The following is a 16,424-nucleotide window of genomic DNA, read 5'->3' as shown; positions in this document are numbered from 1 at the left end:
CAATCTCCCCGTATTCGTCTGCCCTGGTGTGGATCTCCGTGGGGGGCCGGACACGGGGCAGACATCAGGATTGTCCTCGCGCGCGGTCCTGCTGTTACTAGGTGAACGGCGGACCACCTCGGGGGTTACGGTCCACACCCCTCGATCTAGACACGCGGTGCTGGCCTGACCCACATGTCCCTGACCACGAGGGATTGGGTGGGGAACGCCGCGTCGGGGTCGGGGCGGGTGAAGGGTCCGGAGTCGTCGGCGAAGACGGCGGTCTGCAGGATGGCGGTCCACGGCTTGTCGAGGACGGCGGCGCAGGTCGAGGCCGCGATCACGTCCGAGCACGTGTCGGTCGCGTAGACCTCGCCGTCGAAGAGGTAGCTGACGGTCAGACCCTGCTTGCGCACGACGTACCGGTGGAAGCCGGTCGGGCCGCCGACGGACCACGCCGCGGTGTCCGGCTTGTGGTGCCAGCTGGAGTACGTCGCGTCGGTGCAGGTGACGTGGGTGGCGGAGTGGACCTTGTCGGGCTGGAAGGAGTACCACTCCAGGACGTCGAGCTCACCCCACAGCGGGTCGCAGTGGATCTGGTCGAGGTTCACCAGCCACAGCGCGCTCCGGGCGCCGGGGACGGAGGCCTCGGGCAGCTTGGCCTCGAAGCCCCACTCGAAGTCGATGCCACCCATCTGCGGCTCGACGAGCTTGACCCGCCCGATGGAGTACGTCGGGGCGCCGCACGGCGACGGCCAGCCGCAGTCGCGGCTGGCGGAGATCACCAGGTTGCCCGAGTCGTCGACGCGGACGTCGTCGGCGGAGTACGTGCCCTGCCGGTGGGTCTCGCAGGCCGCGTCTCCGACGTACTTCTGGAACGTGAAGCCCTGCCACGTGAAGACCTCGCCCAGCGCCTGCCCGTAGTGCAGGCCGCAGTAGTCCGGGTTCGGCGGGCCGGCCGGCCCGGAGGCGGGTGCGACGAGGCCGAACGCGGCGATCAGCGCGCTCACCACGAGCTGCACGAGCACCGCCACCGGTGCAGCGTAGGGGCTGCAGGCGACCATGGGCCGACAATGGGTCTGTGATCACCGAACAGACGGCCCGGGCGCTGCGCGCGGCGATGGAGCGCGCCGGCGTCGCGTGGACGCCCTCCGCAGGGGACCGGTTCTTCGTGCCGGACCGCGGCTTCGAGGAGCCGTTCATCGTCAGCGAGATGGTCATCGAGGTGCGCGACCTGCCGAGCGGCCGGCTGATCCGGTTCAACGGCACGACCGAGTGGGCGCTCGACAGCGTGGCAGCCGACGAGGTGCTGTGGGTGCCGTGGGAGCACCAGCTCCGCGAGCTGCTCGGGGAGCGGTTCGCGGGCCTCGAGCGGGTGCCCGGCGAGGTCGAGGGGTACGCCGTCGTGCTGACCGACGGCAGCCGGCACGTCGACGTCGAGCCGGAGCGCGCCTACGCGCTAGCCGTGCTGGCCGGCCTCTGACGAGACCCGACCGGGGATCATCGCCAGCACGACGGCACCCGAGAGGCCGACCAGCGCCGCCGCGAGGTCGAGCGCGGGCACCAGGCCGGCCACCTCGCCGAGCACGCCGCCGACCGCCGCGCCGAGCAGGCTGGCCAGCCAGATCGAGGCCTGGAGCGACCCGAAGACCCGACCCCGCACGTGCTCCGGCGTGCGCTCCTGGGCCAGCGTCTCGACGCCGACCGACGAGGCGACCGCGGTCACGCCGCCGACCACGGACAAGGCGACGGCCAGCCACAGCACCGGCACGTTGAACTTCACCAGCAACAGCACCCCGGCCAGCGCGGAGCCCCAGCCGATCAGGTGCCGGGGCGAGGCCCGGTGGCCCAGCGCGCCGACCACGAGCGACCCGGCGATGCCGGAGAGGGACGACACCATGGACAGCAGCGCCACGACCCCGACCCCCTCGCCGAGCAGGTCGCGCACCCACGGCACGTGCAGCGGGTCGAGCATCGTGCCGCCGAACGTCATCAGACCGAACACCACGAACAGCACCGCGATCGTCCGGTCGGTGCGGACGACGTCCACGCCGGCCAGCCACTCCCGCCAGAACCCCAGCACCTCCTCTTCGGCGGCCCGCGGCGGGCGCGGCGCCACGATCGGCACGACCAGCAGGGCCGCGGCGACGAACGTCAGCGCATCGACGACGACGACCGCCTCCAGGCCCCACCACGAGAAGAGGGCGGCGCCGAGGGGTACGCCGGCGAGCCGGCCGAGCCGGTTGTTCAGTGCGTTCATCGCGTTGGCCTCGACCAGCAGGTCGCGCGGTACCAGCGTCGGCAGCAGGGCCGACTCGGCCGGCCCGGCGAACGCCGCGACGGCGGACTGGACCGCCGCCACGACGTACACGACCCACAACTGGCCCTCGCCCACCAGCAGCAGGGCGGCCACCGTCGCGGCCTGGAGCAGGTTGGTCACCACGAGCACCCGCTTGCGGTCCCACCGGTCGACGAAGACGCCGGCGGGCGAGGTGAGCACGATGGCCGGTGCCAGCTCGGCCACCGTCATGCCGGCGGTCGCCAGGGTCGAGCCGGTCTCGGCGTACACGAAGAACGGCAGCGCGGTCATCAGCACCCAGTCGCCGGCCACCGACACCAGGCCGGCCAGCCAGAGGAGGGAGAAGTCGCGCCGCCGGAGGACGGCGAGCACGGCTAGCCCGACGTCACGCCGACGTGCACGAGTCGCATCGACTCGCGCAGGAACACCGCGCTCACGGCCGGACCGTCGTCGGTGCCGAACTCGACGACCTTGGCCGGCGACCCGTCGCGGACGACGTCCCGGACCGGCAGGGCCCGCAGCCGCGGCTCGCGCCGCCGCACCTCCCGGACCGTGGGATGTGCCAGGGCCAGCCCGGTCAGCGAGCCGGTCACCTGCTCGCCGCACCCGTCGCAGGTCGCCACCCACCCGTGCCGCGAGGACCAGTGGCCGAGCTCGGGCCGCGTGTAGGGCCGCGGCGTGACCGGCCGGTGGCAGCGCACGCACGCCGGAGCCGCGGACCGCCAGTAGGTGTGGGTCCACACCGCGATGCGGGCCTGGATCGCGCTGGGCCGGCGTACCTCACCCACGAGGGCGCCGAACACCGGTGCGTCGAGCGGCAGGTGCACTGACAGCCCGGCCGGGTCGCACAGCCGGCAGCGGAACGCCACCTCGGCGTCGTCCTGACGTACCTCGACGCCGGCGCGGCCGCAGTCGACGCACCGCAGCCGCGTCGCCCGCCAGCCGGCACCGTACCGGCCGGTCCAGCCCTCGGCCAGCGCGTCGCCGGCGAAGCGGGTCTCCAGCAGGTACCTCAGGCGAGACCGGCCGCGGCTGACGCGCATCGACACGGCGTCGGCCGACGTACCGAGCCGCGTGGCGATCTCGGCGTGGCTGAGCTCCTCCACGTAGTGCCCGACCAGCGCGTCCCGCGTCGCGGCCGGCAGCAGCCCGAGGGCCCGGTCGAGCAGCTCGACGAGCTCCTCGCGCTCGAGCACCGAGTCCAGGTCGTGCGCCTCGCCGGGGTCGGGCTCGGCGACGGGCAGAGGGGCGAGGCCGCGCGCCCGCAGCCAGCGCCGGCAGACGTTGCGGGCGATGGCGTTCAGCCAGGCCTCCGCGCCGCCCGGACGGTCGGTCTCGGTCAGCCGGTGCTGGAGGCGCCAGGCCGTGAGCAGCGTCTCCTGGGCGAGGTCCTCGGCGGCGCCGGCGTCGCCGACGACGGCTCCGCAGAGGCGTACCAGGCGGGCGCGCTGGTCGGTCGACCAGAGGGTGGCGGTCTGGGCGGGCAACGGGGAGGCTCCTTCGGCAGAGGCGAGCATGTCACCTCCAGATCGCCCGGGGAGCGCCGCGACCAACGCCGTTACCAGTCGATCTCGCGGACGTCGGTGACCCGGCGCGGCGGCACGTCCGCCGGCACGGCGACCGACGGCTCGTGCAGCGACTCGAAGGACAGGGACACGAGTGCCTCGAGGTCGGCCAGCGTCACCTCGTACGTCGCGAAGTCGTCGAGGGTGCCCGCGGCCCGGATCGGGTCGACCTCCTGGGCCAGCACGAAGCAGCGGGCGCGCAGGGTGCCGTCGAGCACGTAGACCACGACCTTCCAGAACGCGCCGGGGATGAGCACCCCGCGGTACTCGACGTCGGCCCCGCCCAGCACCGGTCCCGCGAGGAGGGTCAGCCGGCGGCGCTCGAGGTCCGCCTGCTCGAGCACGGCGTTCTCCAGCAGTCCCCACACCCCGTCGAGCCCGGACTGGTTGAAGTCGTTCATCTGCGGTGTGATGTTGGTGAAGAAGAACGAGTCGTGGTTGGCCGCCTGCGCCTCCGCGAGCGTGCCCCACAGCAGGTCCGAGCGGCGCGCCAGGTGGCCGCGGTCGAGGTCGTTGCCGGCGTAGACCTCCTCGCCGGTCTGCGCCGCGGCCGGCAGTCGCTGGTCCAGCCGGAAGTCGTCGGACCGCGGGATCGAGTCGGACGGGAACAGCGCCAGCCCGTCGATGTTCCAGGCGACCCAACGGGCCAGCCGGCGCGAGGCGCTCATCACCAGCGAGAAGTGGGTGTAGTCCCACCGCGTCGTCCCGTCGACGTCCAGGACGTCGGCCGCCGCGTCACCGGTCACGACGGGCGTGGCGACGGGCGCCCCGAGGAACTGCTCGTCGTACACACCAGAACTCTAGGGTGGCGGGGTGTCCACCCCACCCGCGTCGGTCGCGGTCATCGGCGGCAGCGGCTTCTACGAGTTCCTCGACGACGCGACGCAGGTGCCGGTGGAGACGCCGTACGGCGCCCCGTCGGCCGACATCGCCGTCGGCCGGGTCGGCGGGGTGTCGGTCGCGTTCCTGCCGCGCCACGGCCAGGGCCACGCGTACCCGCCGCACCTGATCAACTACCGGGCCAACCTGTGGGCGCTCCGCTCCCTCGGTGTGCGCCAGGTGCTGGCGCCGTGCGCGGTCGGCGGCCTGCTGCCCAGCGTCGCGCCGGGCGACGTCGTCGTGCCGGACCAGCTCGTCGACCGGACCAGCGGCCGCATCCAGACCTACGTCCAGACCGGAGCGGTGCACGCGCCCTTCGCCGACCCGTACTGCGACCGCCTCGCCACCGCCCTGGCCGCGGCCGACCCGGGGGTGAAGCGCGGCGGCGCGATGGTGGTCATCGAGGGGCCGCGCTTCTCGACACGAGCGGAGTCGCAGTCCTACGCCGCCGCCGGCTGGAGCCTGGTCAACATGACCGGCCACCCCGAGGCCGTCCTCGCCCGGGAGATGCGGATGTGCTACTCGGCGATCGCGCTGGTCACCGACATGGACGCCGGCGTGGAGAGCGGTGAGGGCGTGGGCCAGGCCGAGGTGTTCGAGATGTTCGCGGCCAACATCGAGCGGCTCAAGGGCCTGCTGGCCACCGTGCTCGCCGACCTGCCGTCGCCGGACGGCTGCGCGTGCTCCTCGTGGGCCGACGAGCTGGAGCTGACCTACACCATCCCGTGAGCGACCAGCGCGGTCAGCGCCCGTAGCCGCCGCAGGCCCCGGTGACGGGCGACGCGCACCGCGGTCGCCGACATGCCCAGGGCCTCGGCGGTGGCGGCGACGTCCAGGCCGATCACCTCCAGGCACGCGACCACCTCGCGCTCGCGTCGCGGTAGGTCGGCCAGCACGGACCTGATCCAAGCCGTCCGCTCGACGTCGTCGGGAGCAGGCACCGGCGGGGCGAACGCGTCGAGGTCCTCGGGCGTGGCCCCCCACGTGCGCCGCCGCCCCGCGCGGCGGCGCGCGTTGGCGGCCACCCGGCGGGCGATCCCGAACAGCCAGGCGCCGAACTCCTGGGCGGTCCCGTGGAACTCGGCGATCTTGGCGGCCGCGGTCAGCCATGCCTCGGCCGCGACGTCCTCGGGCCCCAGCGCCGCGTCGGTGCCGGACACGGCCCGGAGCCAGACGACCAGCCGGCCCGCGTGGGCTCGGTACAGCTCGCGCCAGGCGTCCCCGTCACCGCCCTTGGCCCGGCGGATCAGGTCGTCGTCATCGACCACGAGGTGCGTCGGTCGGTGGAGTGTGGGTCGGTGCATCCGTGGGCCCGCCGGAGCCCGGGTCGATCGGCCGATGGGTCGGCGACGGACTGGCCGCCCAGCTCGGGCGGCCGGTCGGGTGGCTGCCGGGACCACCCGTCGGCAGGCCGGACGGCTGTCCCGTGGGCACCCCGGACGGTGGCGCGGGAGGCGACGCGGACGGTGCCGCCGTCGGTCCGGCGCTCGGGGGCGGGCCGGACGGCTGGCCTGCGGGTTGGCCCGCTGGCTGTGCGGACGGTCGGCTCGCAGGGTCGGTGGGCGCGACCACCCCGTCGAGCACCGGGGCCGGATCGGGCGCGTGGTCCTCGGACGGCGACTGCGAGATGACAGGTGTGGGCGTGGGCTCACCCGAGTCGCCGATCACGCCGGCGGCGTACGCGCCCCCGGTGGTGACGACGGCGACACTGGCCGCCGCCGCGGCGATCTTCCAGCCCGTGCTGCCGGCCACGGGGGAGCCGGCGGCGATCGTCTGGGCCGATCGGCCCGCGGCGGCGGCCAGGCGCGCCACCAGGAGGTCGTCCGGTTCGAGCGTGGGCACGGCCACGGCCAGGTCGGGACCTGGGTGCGGCATCGTGTGCTCCTTCCTCGGACCGGGTCGGTCCGGCCCCAGCATGCTCGGGCAGCCGGCGCCGGATCAACCGCTCCGGTCGACGACCGTCTTGGTGGTTCTCACCCCTCCGCAACGGCACCCGGGTCGGGTTACTCCGCGTTGCCGGGGTGGTTCGTGGTGTCAGGGTGGGTGTCGGCGTCGGGGTGGTCGTCACCGCCCGGGTGGTTCGTGCTGTCCGGGTGGTTGTCCGGGCCGTAGTCACCGTGCGGCCCCGCGTGCACGCCGGGCCCGTACCCGGGACCCGCCGACTCCGTCGTGTCCTCGGTCGGCTCGTCGGCGGCCTCGGTGGTCTCCTCGGACTTGGGGCCCTGGGCGTGGGCGTCACGACCTCGTTCGGCGATGGCCTGGCTGGCACGGTCGGAGGCCTGGTCGGGTAGGGCGGCCGGGCCGTTCGGGGTGGCCTCGCTCGTGGGCGCACCGGTCGGCCGCACCTCCTCGGCGGGCGACGCCCGGTGGTCTGAGGGATGGTCACCGGCGTGGTCGAGACCGGCCTGGCTGGCGGCGTAGGCGCCTCCGACCAGGAGGATGGGCAGGGTGGCGCCGAGCGCGATCGCACGGCGCAGGGGGATCCTGTTCATGCCCCTACCTGTCGCGAGTGGTCCCCGGTGTTACATCGGTCCCGGACGGTCTGCGGTTCCGCATCCAGGGGATGGTGATCAGCGCCCAGCCGCCGGCGACGATGGCGACCTCGGCGAGCAGGTACCAGGGCCAGGGGCCGAGGTAGTCGAGGACGGTGCCCTCCGGCTTGGCGTTGAAGTAGCCGTAGTTGGTGTCGAGCAGGCCGTTGACCGACATCGCGACGCCGACCCAGAGGGCGGTCGCGGCCACGGCCCGCCGGTACCCGCGCCAGTCGGGTCCCTGGCGGAGCGTCAGCGTCGCGTAGACCGCGCCCCAGACCAGCAGCACGTGCTTGCCCCAGAAGGCGAAGAAGTTCGGGTCGGGGAAGGCCTCGTCGAGCGTCGGCTGGGCCATCGCCTGGAGGGAGAGGGTCAGCCCCCAGTAGTAGGCGAGCGCGAGGGCCAGCGGGTGACGGGTGAGCAGCGCCCACGCGACGGGGACCCAGGCGAAGTCGCACAGCTGGAGCGGGAGGTTCCCCTTGAACGACCCGTCGCCGAACTCGGTGACGGTCCCGATCAGGCCGAGCACGATGTTGCCGGCGGCGAGCGCGACGGCGAGCGGTCGCTCGACGGGCCGGCCGCGCACGAGCGGGCCGATCGCGAGCAGCACCACCACGCCGACGGCGAACACACCCAGGACGACCAGGTGTGAGGTACCCCAGGGGTGGAACACCGGTCGTCTCCCGTCGGGGCCCTACTCGGGCTTGGTCGCGCGGACGACGTACGCCGCCATGGACCCCTCGATGAGCCCGTCGCCGAGGCGGCGGGCCAGGGCCTTGGTCAGCTTCGGCACGATGTCGCCGAGCTCGGCCCGCTCCTGGATCTCGAAGCGCAGCGGGGTGCCGAGGCAGTAGCCCTCGGCCAGCACCTTCGCCGACGGGGCCCGCCCGACCAGCTCGACCCGCTCCAGCTCGGCGACGTGGAGGCCGGCGGCCTGGACGTCGGCGCGGATCCGGTTCGGGTCGGCGTACCCGTGCGGCACCCGGCGCAGGAAGTCCGGCGGGTCGTCGGGGATCAGCTCGGCCAGGGCGTCGATGACGGCGGCCTCGACCTCGTGGGTCTCGAGGGTGTCCCAGGCGTTGAAGAGGAAGGAGCCGCCCGGCGCGAGCACCCGGCGCACGCCGCGGTACGCGCCGACGCGGTCGGGCAGGAACATCACCCCGAACTGGCAGACGACCAGGTCGAAGGAGCCGTCGGCGTACCGCAGCTCCTGCGCGTCGGCCACCTCCCAGGTCGGCCCCGGCGTGCGCGACGAGGCGTAGGTGACCATCGCCTGGTTCAGGTCGGTCGCCACGATCTCGGCGTCCGGCAGCGCCTCGACGAGGCCGGCGGTGACGATGCCCGTGCCCGCGGCCAGCTCGAGGACGCGGGCGTGCGGCAGCTCGAGCGCCCGGAGCGAGATGTCCGCGGCGAAGGGCGCGAACGTGGCCAGCCCGAGGCACCGGTCGTAGACCTCGGGCATGGACTCGAGCCAGCTGGTGTCGGCTGCTGTGCCTTCGGTCATGGGGGCGAGTGTGCCCCATCCGTAGGATCCGGGTTCGTGAACGACTACCCGTACGCCGATCGGTACGCCGTGAACCGCACCCTCCCCGAGCACGGCCGGCCGCGGACCGACGTCCTCGCCGAGATGCGGGAGATGGCGACCGAGGAGGACGCGTTCTGGGAGACCGGGAAGATCTCCGGGACGATGTACTGCGGCGACCACGAGCACTACGAGTTCCTCAACGAGGCGTTCGGGATGTACGCCCACGTCAACGCCCTGCAGCGGGACATGTGCCCCAGCCAGACCAAGTACGAGGGCGAGGTCATCGCGATGGCCCTCGACCTGCTGCACGCCGACGCGGTGGAGGACGGTGCGCCGGCCGGGCTGGTCACGACCGGCGGCACCGGGAGCATCCTGCACGCGCTCGTCGCCTACCGCGAGCACGCCCGCGAGACCCGCGGCGTCACGCAGCCGAACTTCGTGAAGCCGGAGACCGGGCACGCGGCGTTCGACAAGGGCTGCCACCTGTTCGGCATCGAGATGCGGGTGGCGCCGGTCGACCCCCGGACCACGGCCGTGGACCTGGACGCCGTGGCCGGGCTCATCGACGAGAACACCATCGCGATCATGGGCTCGGCCGGGAACTACGCCTACGGCACCATCGACCCGATCGCGGAGCTCGCGGCGCTGGCCGCGGAGCGGGGCGTCGGCATGCACGTGGACGCCTGTCTTGGTGGCTTCATCCTGCCGTTCGCCGAGGACGCCGGGCTGAAGATCCCGGAGTTCGACTTCCGGGTCTCGGGCGTCACGACGATCTCGGCGGACACCCACAAGTACGGCTACGCGTTCAAGGGCTCCTCGACGCTGCTGTTCCGCGACAAGGCGCTGCGCAACGCGCAGTACTTCCACCTGCTCGACTGGTCGGGCGGCAAGTACATGTCGCCCGGCATGGAGGGCTCCCGCTCCGGCGGCCTGATCGCGAGCACGTGGGCCGCGATGGTGTCCCTGGGCCGTGAGGGCTACCGCGAGCACGCGGTCGAGATCTTCGAGACCGCCGCCTCGATGATGGACGTCGTCCGGTCGCACCCCGAGCTGCGGATCATGGGCGACGGCACGGCCGGCGCGCCGACGTTCTGCTTCTCCTTCACCAGCGACGAGTTCGAGATCTACCACCTCGTCGACTTCCTCGGCCCGAAGGGCTGGCGGTTCAACGGCCAGCAGTACCCCAACGCGATCCACATGGCCGTCACCCGCCCACAGACCCGCGCCGGCGTCGTCGACGCGTTCGCCGCCGACCTGGCCGACGCCGTCGCCTACGCGCACGAGAAGCACGCGGCCGGCGAGGAGGCGTTCTCCGGCGCCATCTACGGCGGCGTGGCCGGCGGCCTCGACCAGGCCACCTCCGACTTCATCGTGATGGTCATGGACGACATGCTCGACAAGCAGCAGGCCCTGCCTCCGGCCCCATGAGTGATCCAGTCGAGCTCGTCCTCGCGATCGACCTGGGGACCGGCGGTCCCAAGGTCGGGCTCGTCACGGTGCGCGGCGAGGTCGTCTGGTGGGAGCACACGCCGGTGCCGACGACCGTGGGCGACGGTGGCGCTCACACCCAGGACGCCGAGCTCTGGTGGCGGGTGATCGGTGAGTCCGTACGCCGCGCGCCCGGCCGCGACCGAGTGGTCGCCGTCAGCGTCACGGGCCAGTGGGCCAGCACGATCCCGGTCGACGACCAGGGTCGGCCGGTCGGCCCGTGCGTGCTCTGGAGCGACACCCGCGGCGCGCCGTACTCGAAGGCGCTGGTCGGCGGACCGGTCTCCGGGTACGCGCCCAAGCCACTGGCCACCTGGCTGCGCCGCAGCGGCGGCATCCCCACGACGTCGGGCGCGGATCCCGTCGGGCACCTGCTGTACCTCCGGCACGAGGAGCCCGACGTGCTCGCCCGCGCGCGCTGGGTGCTCGAGCCGGTCGACTACCTGACCATGCGGTTCACCGGGGTGCCGGCCGCCACCCTGGCGTCGATGACCGCGGCGTGGCTCACCGACAACCGCGACCTCGGCAGGCTCGCGTACGACGACGTGCTGGTCCGGCTCGCCGGCGTGGACGGGGCGCAGCTACCGCCGCTCGTGGCCACCGGCTCCGTCATCGGACCGGTGCTGCCCGAGGTCGCCGCCGACCTCGGCATCCCGCCCGCGGCGGTGGCGGTCACCGGCCTGCCGGACCTGCACGCCGCGGCGGTCGGGGCCGGCGCGATCGGGCTGGGCGAGCCGCACGCATCGATCGGCACGACCGCGTGGATCAGCGCTCCGATTGCCAGGAAGAAGACCGACGTGTTCCGCCAGCAGGCCAGCGTGCCGGGCCTGGACAACGCGTCGTACCTGCTGGCCAACAACCAGGACTCGGCCGGCCGCAACCTCCAGTGGTGGCGGGACACGACCGCGCCCACGACGGGGTACGAGGAGCTGCTGGCCGAGGCCGGCTCGACGCCGCCGGGCGCCGGGGGCGTGGTCTTCACCCCGTGGCTGACCGGCGAGCGGTCGCCGGTCGACGACCGCGACGCGCGGGCGGGCTTCCACGGCGTGGGGGAGACCAGCACACGTGGTCACCTGACCCGGGCGGTGATCGAGGGCGTCGCGCTGAACGCCACCTGGCTGCTGGGCGCCGCCGAACGGTTCGTCGGCGGCCGCCTCGACGACCTCCGCCTGGTCGGCGGGGGAGCGCGCTCGGACCTGTGGTGCCAGGTGCTGGCCGACGCGACCGACCGCACCGTCGTCCGAGTCACCGACCCCTGGCTGGCGGGGCTGCGCGGCTCCGCACTCGTCGCCGGCCTCGCGCTGGGCGCCCTCACCCGCGACGAGGTCCGCGGCGCGGTGCCCACCGACGAGCCGTTCCGGCCCGACCCGCGCAACCGCGCGACGTACGACGCCCTGGCCGCGGAGCTGCCGAAGCTGTACGCCGCGCAGAAGGGGTTCTTCCGGCGTTCGGCCAGGCGCTGAGGCGTCGCCTCAGCGGCAGGAGACGCCGATCTGGTACAGCTGCGCCTGGACGGACGGCAGCTGCACGTACTCCGGGTCGTTGAGCTGGTCCACCGAGAAGGTCGCGAGCAGCTTGGACACCACGCACGAGGCCGCCTCGAGCGTCGCCCCCTGCTTGGCGATGGCGACGAGGGCTGCCGCGCGGGTGGCCAGGAGCCCCAGCGCGGCCTGGGAGGTGTCGGCGGCATCGGAGACGCCCGTGCCGGGGTCGCAGGACGCGACGCGCACGAGTCCCCCGGCGGACGTCACGGTCTGCTCCCCCGGCGCGGCCGCGGCCCACTGGTCCAGCGCGGAGCGCATCCGCGAGGTGGCCTCCTTCGTGCGGCCGGCGAAGGCCAGCTTCGCGCAGGTGGTGTCCCCGCGGTCGAAGGCGACGTACGCGTCTCCTCCCCATCCGTCGGCGGCGGTCAGGGCCTGCCCGAGCGGGAGCCGCTCGGCGAGCATGAAGTACCAGGAGAGGACGCCGAGCTCGCCGGACACGAACTCCTTCTCACCCGCTGCCAGGGACGGCACCGCGACCTTGGTCGCCCCGGTGTCGCGCCTGATGACGCGGTAGGGGTCGAGGAGGATGGAGTCGTGGACGGGCGGCTTGCGGAAGAGCCGGTCGACGGAGTCGTTGCCGCCGTTCGTCGCCAGGGTCTGCATCAGTCCCTCACCCAGCACGTACGGCGCTGAGGCCTGCGTGACCAAGAGGGGAGGTACGTCGTCGCCGACGCGCTCCTGGGCCTCGACGAACTGGCGGTGCTCGTACCGGGCGAGCACCCGGCGGTCGGCCTCGCGCAACGAGCCCCGGTAGACCGACTCCACCCGCCGGGCGTCCCCCTCGACCATCGCGCGGAGCACGGCGGCGGCGGGGGTGTCGGGACCCTTCTCCGCCTGCTTCTCGAGCTTGTCGAGCCGGTCGCCGACCTGGAAGTTCTGGTCGTCGAGCACGTGCGTGAGCTCGTGGACCAGGGTGACCCGGACGGCCGGCGTGATCTTCTTCCCCCGGACCGTGATCCGCTCGTCCTCGAAGTCGTAGTACGCGAGCACGCCGCCGCTTGACCCGCTCGAGGCCGCCTCCGCCAGGTCCAGGTCGCCGGTGACCAGGCCCAGCGCGCGGAGCAGGGCGGTCTGGTGCTCCAGCTGGGCACGGTCCTCCCGGGTGAACTCCTCACCCTCGCCGGTCAGCGTCTTGTCGAACTTCTTCGACGTCAGGAAGCGCACCGGCACCGGGTGGTCGAAGTCCAGGCTGCGCATGACGGCCGCCTTGTCGGCGATCGGCTTGATCTTGGGGTTCCACGTCGCGGGGTACGACGGCTTGGAGGTCGGCAGCGGACCGACCGGACCCTCGTCCCGGCCGGGCGGACGCAGGACCATCACAGCGGCGACGACCACGAGGGCGAGGGCGACCACCCCGGCGGCGACGATCGCCCACAACGGGATCTCGACCGGTTGGTCGGACTTCTTCTCATCCTCGTCGCCAGGCGGAGGTGGCACTGGCGGGGCTGAGTAACCCCCGTACTCCGTCATGGCGCCGAGGATAGGTGTCGGCGGCGGCCGGTTGCGGGTGATTCGCCGGGTCTTCTCCCGCCCCGTAGCCTTGCTCCTCGTGGCAGGACCCGATTACGACACCCAGATCAAGCAGCTCCGGGCGACGATGAGCACGATCGGTCAGGTGCTCGACCTCGACGGCATGCGCCGCGAGATCGCCGACCTCGGTGAGCAGGTCGCGGCGCCGGACCTGTGGGACGACCAGGCCAACGCCACCCGGGTCACCGGCCGGCTCTCGGCCCTCCAGGGCGAGCTGGACCGCTTCTCGGACCTGGACAGCCGGATCGGGGACCTCGAGGCGCTGGTCGAGCTCGGCCAGGAGGTCGACGACGCGGCGTCCCTGGCCGAGGCCGAGGTCGAGCTCGGCAAGGTGAAGAAGTCCGTCGAGGCGCTCGAGGTCCGCACCCTGCTGTCGGGTGAGTACGACATGCGCGAGGCCCTCATCACCGTGCGCTCCGGCGCCGGGGGCGTGGACGCCGCGGACTTCGCCGAGATGCTGATGCGGATGTACGTCCGGTGGGCCGAGCAGCACAGGTACCCCGTCGAGGTCTTCGACACCTCCTACGCCGAGGAAGCCGGCCTGAAGTCGGCCACCTTCGCCATCCACGCGCCGTACGCCTATGGGACCTTGTCGGTCGAGGCGGGCACGCACCGCCTGGTGCGGATCAGCCCCTTCGACAACCAGGGCCGCCGCCAGACGTCGTTCGCCGCCGTCGAGGTCGTGCCGGTGCTGGAGCAGACCGACGAGATCGACATCCCCGACGAGGACATCCGCGTGGACGTGTTCCGGTCGTCCGGTCCGGGCGGTCAGTCGGTCAACACCACCGACTCCGCGGTCCGGCTCACGCACATCCCCACCGGCACGGTCGTCTCCTGCCAGAACGAGAAGTCGCAGCTTCAGAACAAGGCCTCCGCGATGGTGATCCTCAAGGCCAAGCTGCTGGCGATCAAAAAGGCCGAGGAGGCCGCCGAGCTCAAGGACCTGAAGGGCGACGTGCAGGCGACCTGGGGCGACCAGATGCGCAACTACGTGCTGAACCCGTACCAGATGGTCAAGGACCTGCGCACCGGCTACGAGGTCGGCAACCCGCAGGCCGTCTTCGACGGCGACATCGACGCCTTCATCGAGGCGGGCATCCGCTGGCGCCGTGGCGCCGAGCGCGCCGCCGAGAACTGACGCTGGTCCCGACGTACGGGAGCGGGTGTCGATCCCGGAGGACCGACACCCGCTCGACGTTGCTCCTCCCCACAAGAAGCGCCCCTACTGTGCGCCCTCCGGCCGCCCGGCGTCTGTCGGCTCGCTGACACAACGGGCAGGTCGCCCGCCGGTCGAGGAGGGACGAAGTCCCGTCACGAGACCCGGCAACATCCGCTGGTCGAGGAGGGACGAAGTCCCGTCACGAGACCGGTGCCGGGAATCCCTTGAGGCTCCTATAGATCGTCAAGGGGAGTTGGTGAGGGCTTTTCGGATCAGGGGGAGGAGTTCTCGGGCGACGTAGCGTTTGAGGCAGCGACTGATTTCGCGGTTGCTGAGGCCTTGCTGGCGGCGTCGAGCGACGTAGTCGCGGGTGGGCTGGTGGTAGCGCATTCGGACGATGACGACGGTGTGAAGGGCGCTGTTGGCGGCGCGGTCGCCGCCTCTGTTCAGTCGATGCCGGTCCGGCGACTTCGGGTCCGACACCGGTTCGGGCGATGAGCTGGGGTGCGGTGGTGCTGATCAACGACCGGAGGTCGTGGTCGGCCTGCCGGATCTCGTCGTGGAGTTGCTGACAGCGCCGGGCCAGGCGCCGCAGTGCGAGCTTGACCGCCTGGTCGGGGTCGGCCAGGTTCTCGCCGGGTCGCAGTCGGCTGCAGGTGGTGACCAGGCGAACCGAGCTGAGCCCGATCAGCTGGTCGCGCAGCGGGTCGGGTGCGGTGATGGTCATCTGGTGCAGCGCGTTGATCGCGGCGGTGTGGGCCTTGATGGCGCCGCTTCTAGCCACGCGGAGTACGCGGAGTACGCGGATCGCCTCCACCACACCGGTGCGGGTCTTGGGGGTTCCGGTGGCGGTTCCGGCCAGCACCGCGCGCGCTGCGGCGATCGCGTCGATCGGGTCGGACTTGCCCTCACGACGACGGGTTCGCCGGTTGGGGCGGTCGACCTCGACGATCTCGATCCCCTGGGCGGTCAGGTGTCGGGCCAGGCCGGCGCCGTAGGGGCCGGTGCCCTCGACACCGCCGATGCCGACCTCACCGAACCCGCCGAGCCAGTCCAGCAACCGCTGGTATCCGGTCACGCTCGCGGGGAAGGTGTGGTGACCGAGCAGGCGACCCACCGGGTCCAGTGCCGCCGCGGTATGGGTATCGGCGTGAGTGTCTACGCCACCGGTGATCGTTTGGTGCGATCGAGTGGTTCCTACCATGGGTGTTGCCGCCCTTCTCTGCCTATCGATGGGACGGCGCACAGCAGCCGGTCGGGCGGACAGCACAGTGACGAGGCGCGGCCAAGCTCCTATCAGGTCACACTCCGTCCGGCCGGTGCGCGCCACTTCCCGGCCGGTGACGGATCAAGAGCAAGGCACGAAGCCAGTGGACAAGCGGGTCAACCGGCCGGGAAACACGGCCCAATCCTCGCGGATCAAACAGCCTGATTCTCACTGTGGACAAGGGGTTCTGAGGCAGGGGGACTGTCGGTGGTCGGTGCTTGGGTGGGTACATGAGCACGGCGGTGGTGGAGCGGTTCGAGGTCGTCGACCTCGATCCCAGCGGTGTGCTCGATGCGCTCTCCGACAGCGATGCCGAGGAGCGACGGGCGACGGCGCGGAAGCTGGCGTTGGCCTACCAGTGGGCGGTGCTGCACCCCGCGACCGACCGCTCGAACGTCCTGGAGTCCCCCGAGGCGCTGGGTGGGGACGGGACACCGGAGGTGGCGGCGTTCACCGCCGAACCACTCGCGGTGCGGCTGCGGATCACCCCCGGGGCGGCCGCCGCGCTGATCGGCGACGCCCTGGACCTGGTGCACCGGCACCCGCGGCTGTGGCGGAGGGTCCAGGCGCTGCGGGTGCCGGCCTGGCAGGCCCGCCGGGTCGCCCAGCAGACCCGCACCCTCCCGTTGCCCAGCGCCCGGTGGGTCGACGACCAGCT

16 protein-coding genes and 1 pseudogene are annotated in these 16,424 nt (G+C 72.6%); 6 read left to right on the top strand and 11 right to left on the bottom strand.

All coding sequences use genetic code 11. From position 1 onward, the window contains the following. Nucleotides 1-146 precede the first annotated feature (146 nt). The gene (locus ISU07_RS24805) at nt 147-1,013 is read right to left on the bottom strand and encodes a glycoside hydrolase family 16 protein (protein ID WP_194707151.1); all 867 of its coding nucleotides are present in this window, start codon (nt 1,011-1,013) and stop codon (nt 147-149) included. A 47-nt stretch (nt 1,014-1,060) separates the two neighbouring features. Between ISU07_RS24805 and ISU07_RS12530 the strand changes: the two genes are divergently transcribed. Next, nucleotides 1,061-1,462: a pilus assembly protein CpaE gene (locus tag ISU07_RS12530; protein WP_194707150.1), complete on the top strand. Its 402-nt coding sequence runs from the start codon at nt 1,061-1,063 to the stop codon at nt 1,460-1,462. On the opposite strand, the gene ISU07_RS12525 is transcribed toward ISU07_RS12530, so the two are convergent. The 3 genes from ISU07_RS12525 to ISU07_RS12515 form a co-directional block, all read right to left on the bottom strand. Beyond that, nucleotides 1,439-2,650, bottom strand: coding sequence for an MFS transporter (locus tag ISU07_RS12525; protein ID WP_194707149.1), 1,212 nt, complete (start codon nt 2,648-2,650; stop codon nt 1,439-1,441). The two genes, ISU07_RS12530 and ISU07_RS12525, sit on opposite strands and share 24 nt — an antisense overlap. 2 nt (nt 2,651-2,652) lie before the next feature. Then, nucleotides 2,653-3,765, bottom strand: a complete 1,113-nt coding sequence (locus ISU07_RS12520; RefSeq protein ID WP_194707148.1) for an RNA polymerase sigma factor — start codon at nt 3,763-3,765, stop codon at nt 2,653-2,655. A gap of 71 nt (nt 3,766-3,836) precedes the next feature. Next, entirely contained in the window at nt 3,837-4,634 is a 798-nt protein-coding gene (locus ISU07_RS12515; RefSeq protein WP_194707147.1) for a DNA/RNA non-specific endonuclease, read from the bottom strand. A gap of 22 nt (nt 4,635-4,656) precedes the next feature. On the opposite strand from ISU07_RS12515, the gene ISU07_RS12510 reads away from it, so the two are divergent. Beyond that, nucleotides 4,657-5,451: an S-methyl-5'-thioadenosine phosphorylase gene (locus tag ISU07_RS12510; protein WP_194707146.1), complete on the top strand. Its 795-nt coding sequence runs from the start codon at nt 4,657-4,659 to the stop codon at nt 5,449-5,451. Here the strand turns inward: ISU07_RS12510 and ISU07_RS12505 are convergent. From ISU07_RS12505 to ISU07_RS12485, 5 genes are all read right to left on the bottom strand, one after another. Then, nucleotides 5,436-5,990 carry an RNA polymerase sigma factor gene (locus ISU07_RS12505; RefSeq protein ID WP_194707145.1) on the bottom strand — a complete coding sequence of 185 codons (555 nt, stop codon included), beginning with the start codon at nt 5,988-5,990 and terminating at the stop codon, nt 5,436-5,438. The genes ISU07_RS12510 and ISU07_RS12505 overlap by 16 nt on opposite strands. Beyond that, nucleotides 5,980-6,597, bottom strand: coding sequence for a hypothetical protein (locus ISU07_RS12500; protein WP_194707144.1), 618 nt, complete (start codon nt 6,595-6,597; stop codon nt 5,980-5,982). Before ISU07_RS12500 ends, ISU07_RS12505 begins: the two co-directional genes overlap by 11 nt. Before the next feature lie 128 nt (nt 6,598-6,725). After that, the gene (locus tag ISU07_RS12495) at nt 6,726-7,214 is read right to left on the bottom strand and encodes a hypothetical protein (protein WP_194707143.1); all 489 of its coding nucleotides are present in this window, start codon (nt 7,212-7,214) and stop codon (nt 6,726-6,728) included. 4 nt (nt 7,215-7,218) lie between these two features. Further along, nucleotides 7,219-7,926: a YwaF family protein gene (locus ISU07_RS12490; protein ID WP_194707142.1), complete on the bottom strand. Its 708-nt coding sequence runs from the start codon at nt 7,924-7,926 to the stop codon at nt 7,219-7,221. Nucleotides 7,927-7,947: 21 nt separating this feature from the next. After that, nucleotides 7,948-8,757 (bottom strand): class I SAM-dependent methyltransferase, encoded by an 810-nt coding sequence (locus ISU07_RS12485; protein WP_194707141.1) that lies wholly within the window; start codon nt 8,755-8,757, stop codon nt 7,948-7,950. 36 nt (nt 8,758-8,793) lie between these two features. Between ISU07_RS12485 and ISU07_RS12480 the strand changes: the two genes are divergently transcribed. Both ISU07_RS12480 and ISU07_RS12475 read left to right on the top strand, forming a co-directional pair. Continuing rightward, nucleotides 8,794-10,206: a pyridoxal phosphate-dependent decarboxylase family protein gene (locus ISU07_RS12480; protein WP_194707140.1), complete on the top strand. Its 1,413-nt coding sequence runs from the start codon at nt 8,794-8,796 to the stop codon at nt 10,204-10,206. Next, nucleotides 10,203-11,729, top strand: coding sequence for a xylulokinase (locus ISU07_RS12475; RefSeq protein WP_194707139.1), 1,527 nt, complete (start codon nt 10,203-10,205; stop codon nt 11,727-11,729). The genes ISU07_RS12480 and ISU07_RS12475 overlap by 4 nt, the downstream gene beginning before the upstream one ends. Before the next feature lie 9 nt (nt 11,730-11,738). Here ISU07_RS12475 and ISU07_RS12470 read toward each other — a convergent pair whose 3' ends face one another. Further along, entirely contained in the window at nt 11,739-13,280 is a 1,542-nt protein-coding gene (locus ISU07_RS12470; protein ID WP_194707138.1) for a hypothetical protein, read from the bottom strand. A gap of 79 nt (nt 13,281-13,359) precedes the next feature. On the opposite strand from ISU07_RS12470, the gene prfB reads away from it, so the two are divergent. Next, a complete protein-coding gene (prfB, locus tag ISU07_RS12465; RefSeq protein ID WP_194707137.1) occupies nt 13,360-14,478 on the top strand; it encodes a peptide chain release factor 2 in 1,119 nt (372 codons plus the stop codon). A 220-nt stretch (nt 14,479-14,698) separates the two neighbouring features. Here the strand turns inward: prfB and ISU07_RS12460 are convergent, their stop codons facing one another. Further along, entirely contained in the window at nt 14,699-15,703 is a 1,005-nt protein-coding gene (locus tag ISU07_RS12460; protein WP_228521819.1) for an IS110 family transposase, read from the bottom strand. A gap of 293 nt (nt 15,704-15,996) precedes the next feature. Between ISU07_RS12460 and ISU07_RS12455 the strand changes: the two are divergent. Further along, nucleotides 15,997-16,424 (top strand): annotated as a pseudogene (locus ISU07_RS12455) (DUF222 domain-containing protein); the annotation flags it as partial.

It is taken from the genome of Nocardioides islandensis, from assembly GCF_015352455.1.
GTDB lineage: Bacteria > Actinomycetota > Actinomycetes > Propionibacteriales > Nocardioidaceae > Nocardioides > Nocardioides islandensis.
This window is presented reverse-complemented; position numbering and strand designations above follow the sequence as displayed.

Coding starts and splice junctions, on each gene's coding strand:
- ISU07_RS12500 (WP_194707144.1), bottom strand. CDS start 6,597: ATGCCGCACCCAGGTCCCGACCTGGCCGTGGCCGTGCCCACGCTCGAA.
- ISU07_RS12495 (WP_194707143.1), bottom strand. CDS start 7,214: ATGAACAGGATCCCCCTGCGCCGTGCGATCGCGCTCGGCGCCACCCTG.
- ISU07_RS12485 (WP_194707141.1), bottom strand. CDS start 8,757: ATGACCGAAGGCACAGCAGCCGACACCAGCTGGCTCGAGTCCATGCCC.
- ISU07_RS12475 (WP_194707139.1), top strand. CDS start 10,203: ATGAGTGATCCAGTCGAGCTCGTCCTCGCGATCGACCTGGGGACCGGC.
- ISU07_RS12470 (WP_194707138.1), bottom strand. CDS start 13,280: ATGACGGAGTACGGGGGTTACTCAGCCCCGCCAGTGCCACCTCCGCCT.
- ISU07_RS12460 (WP_228521819.1), bottom strand. CDS start 15,703: ATGGTAGGAACCACTCGATCGCACCAAACGATCACCGGTGGCGTAGAC.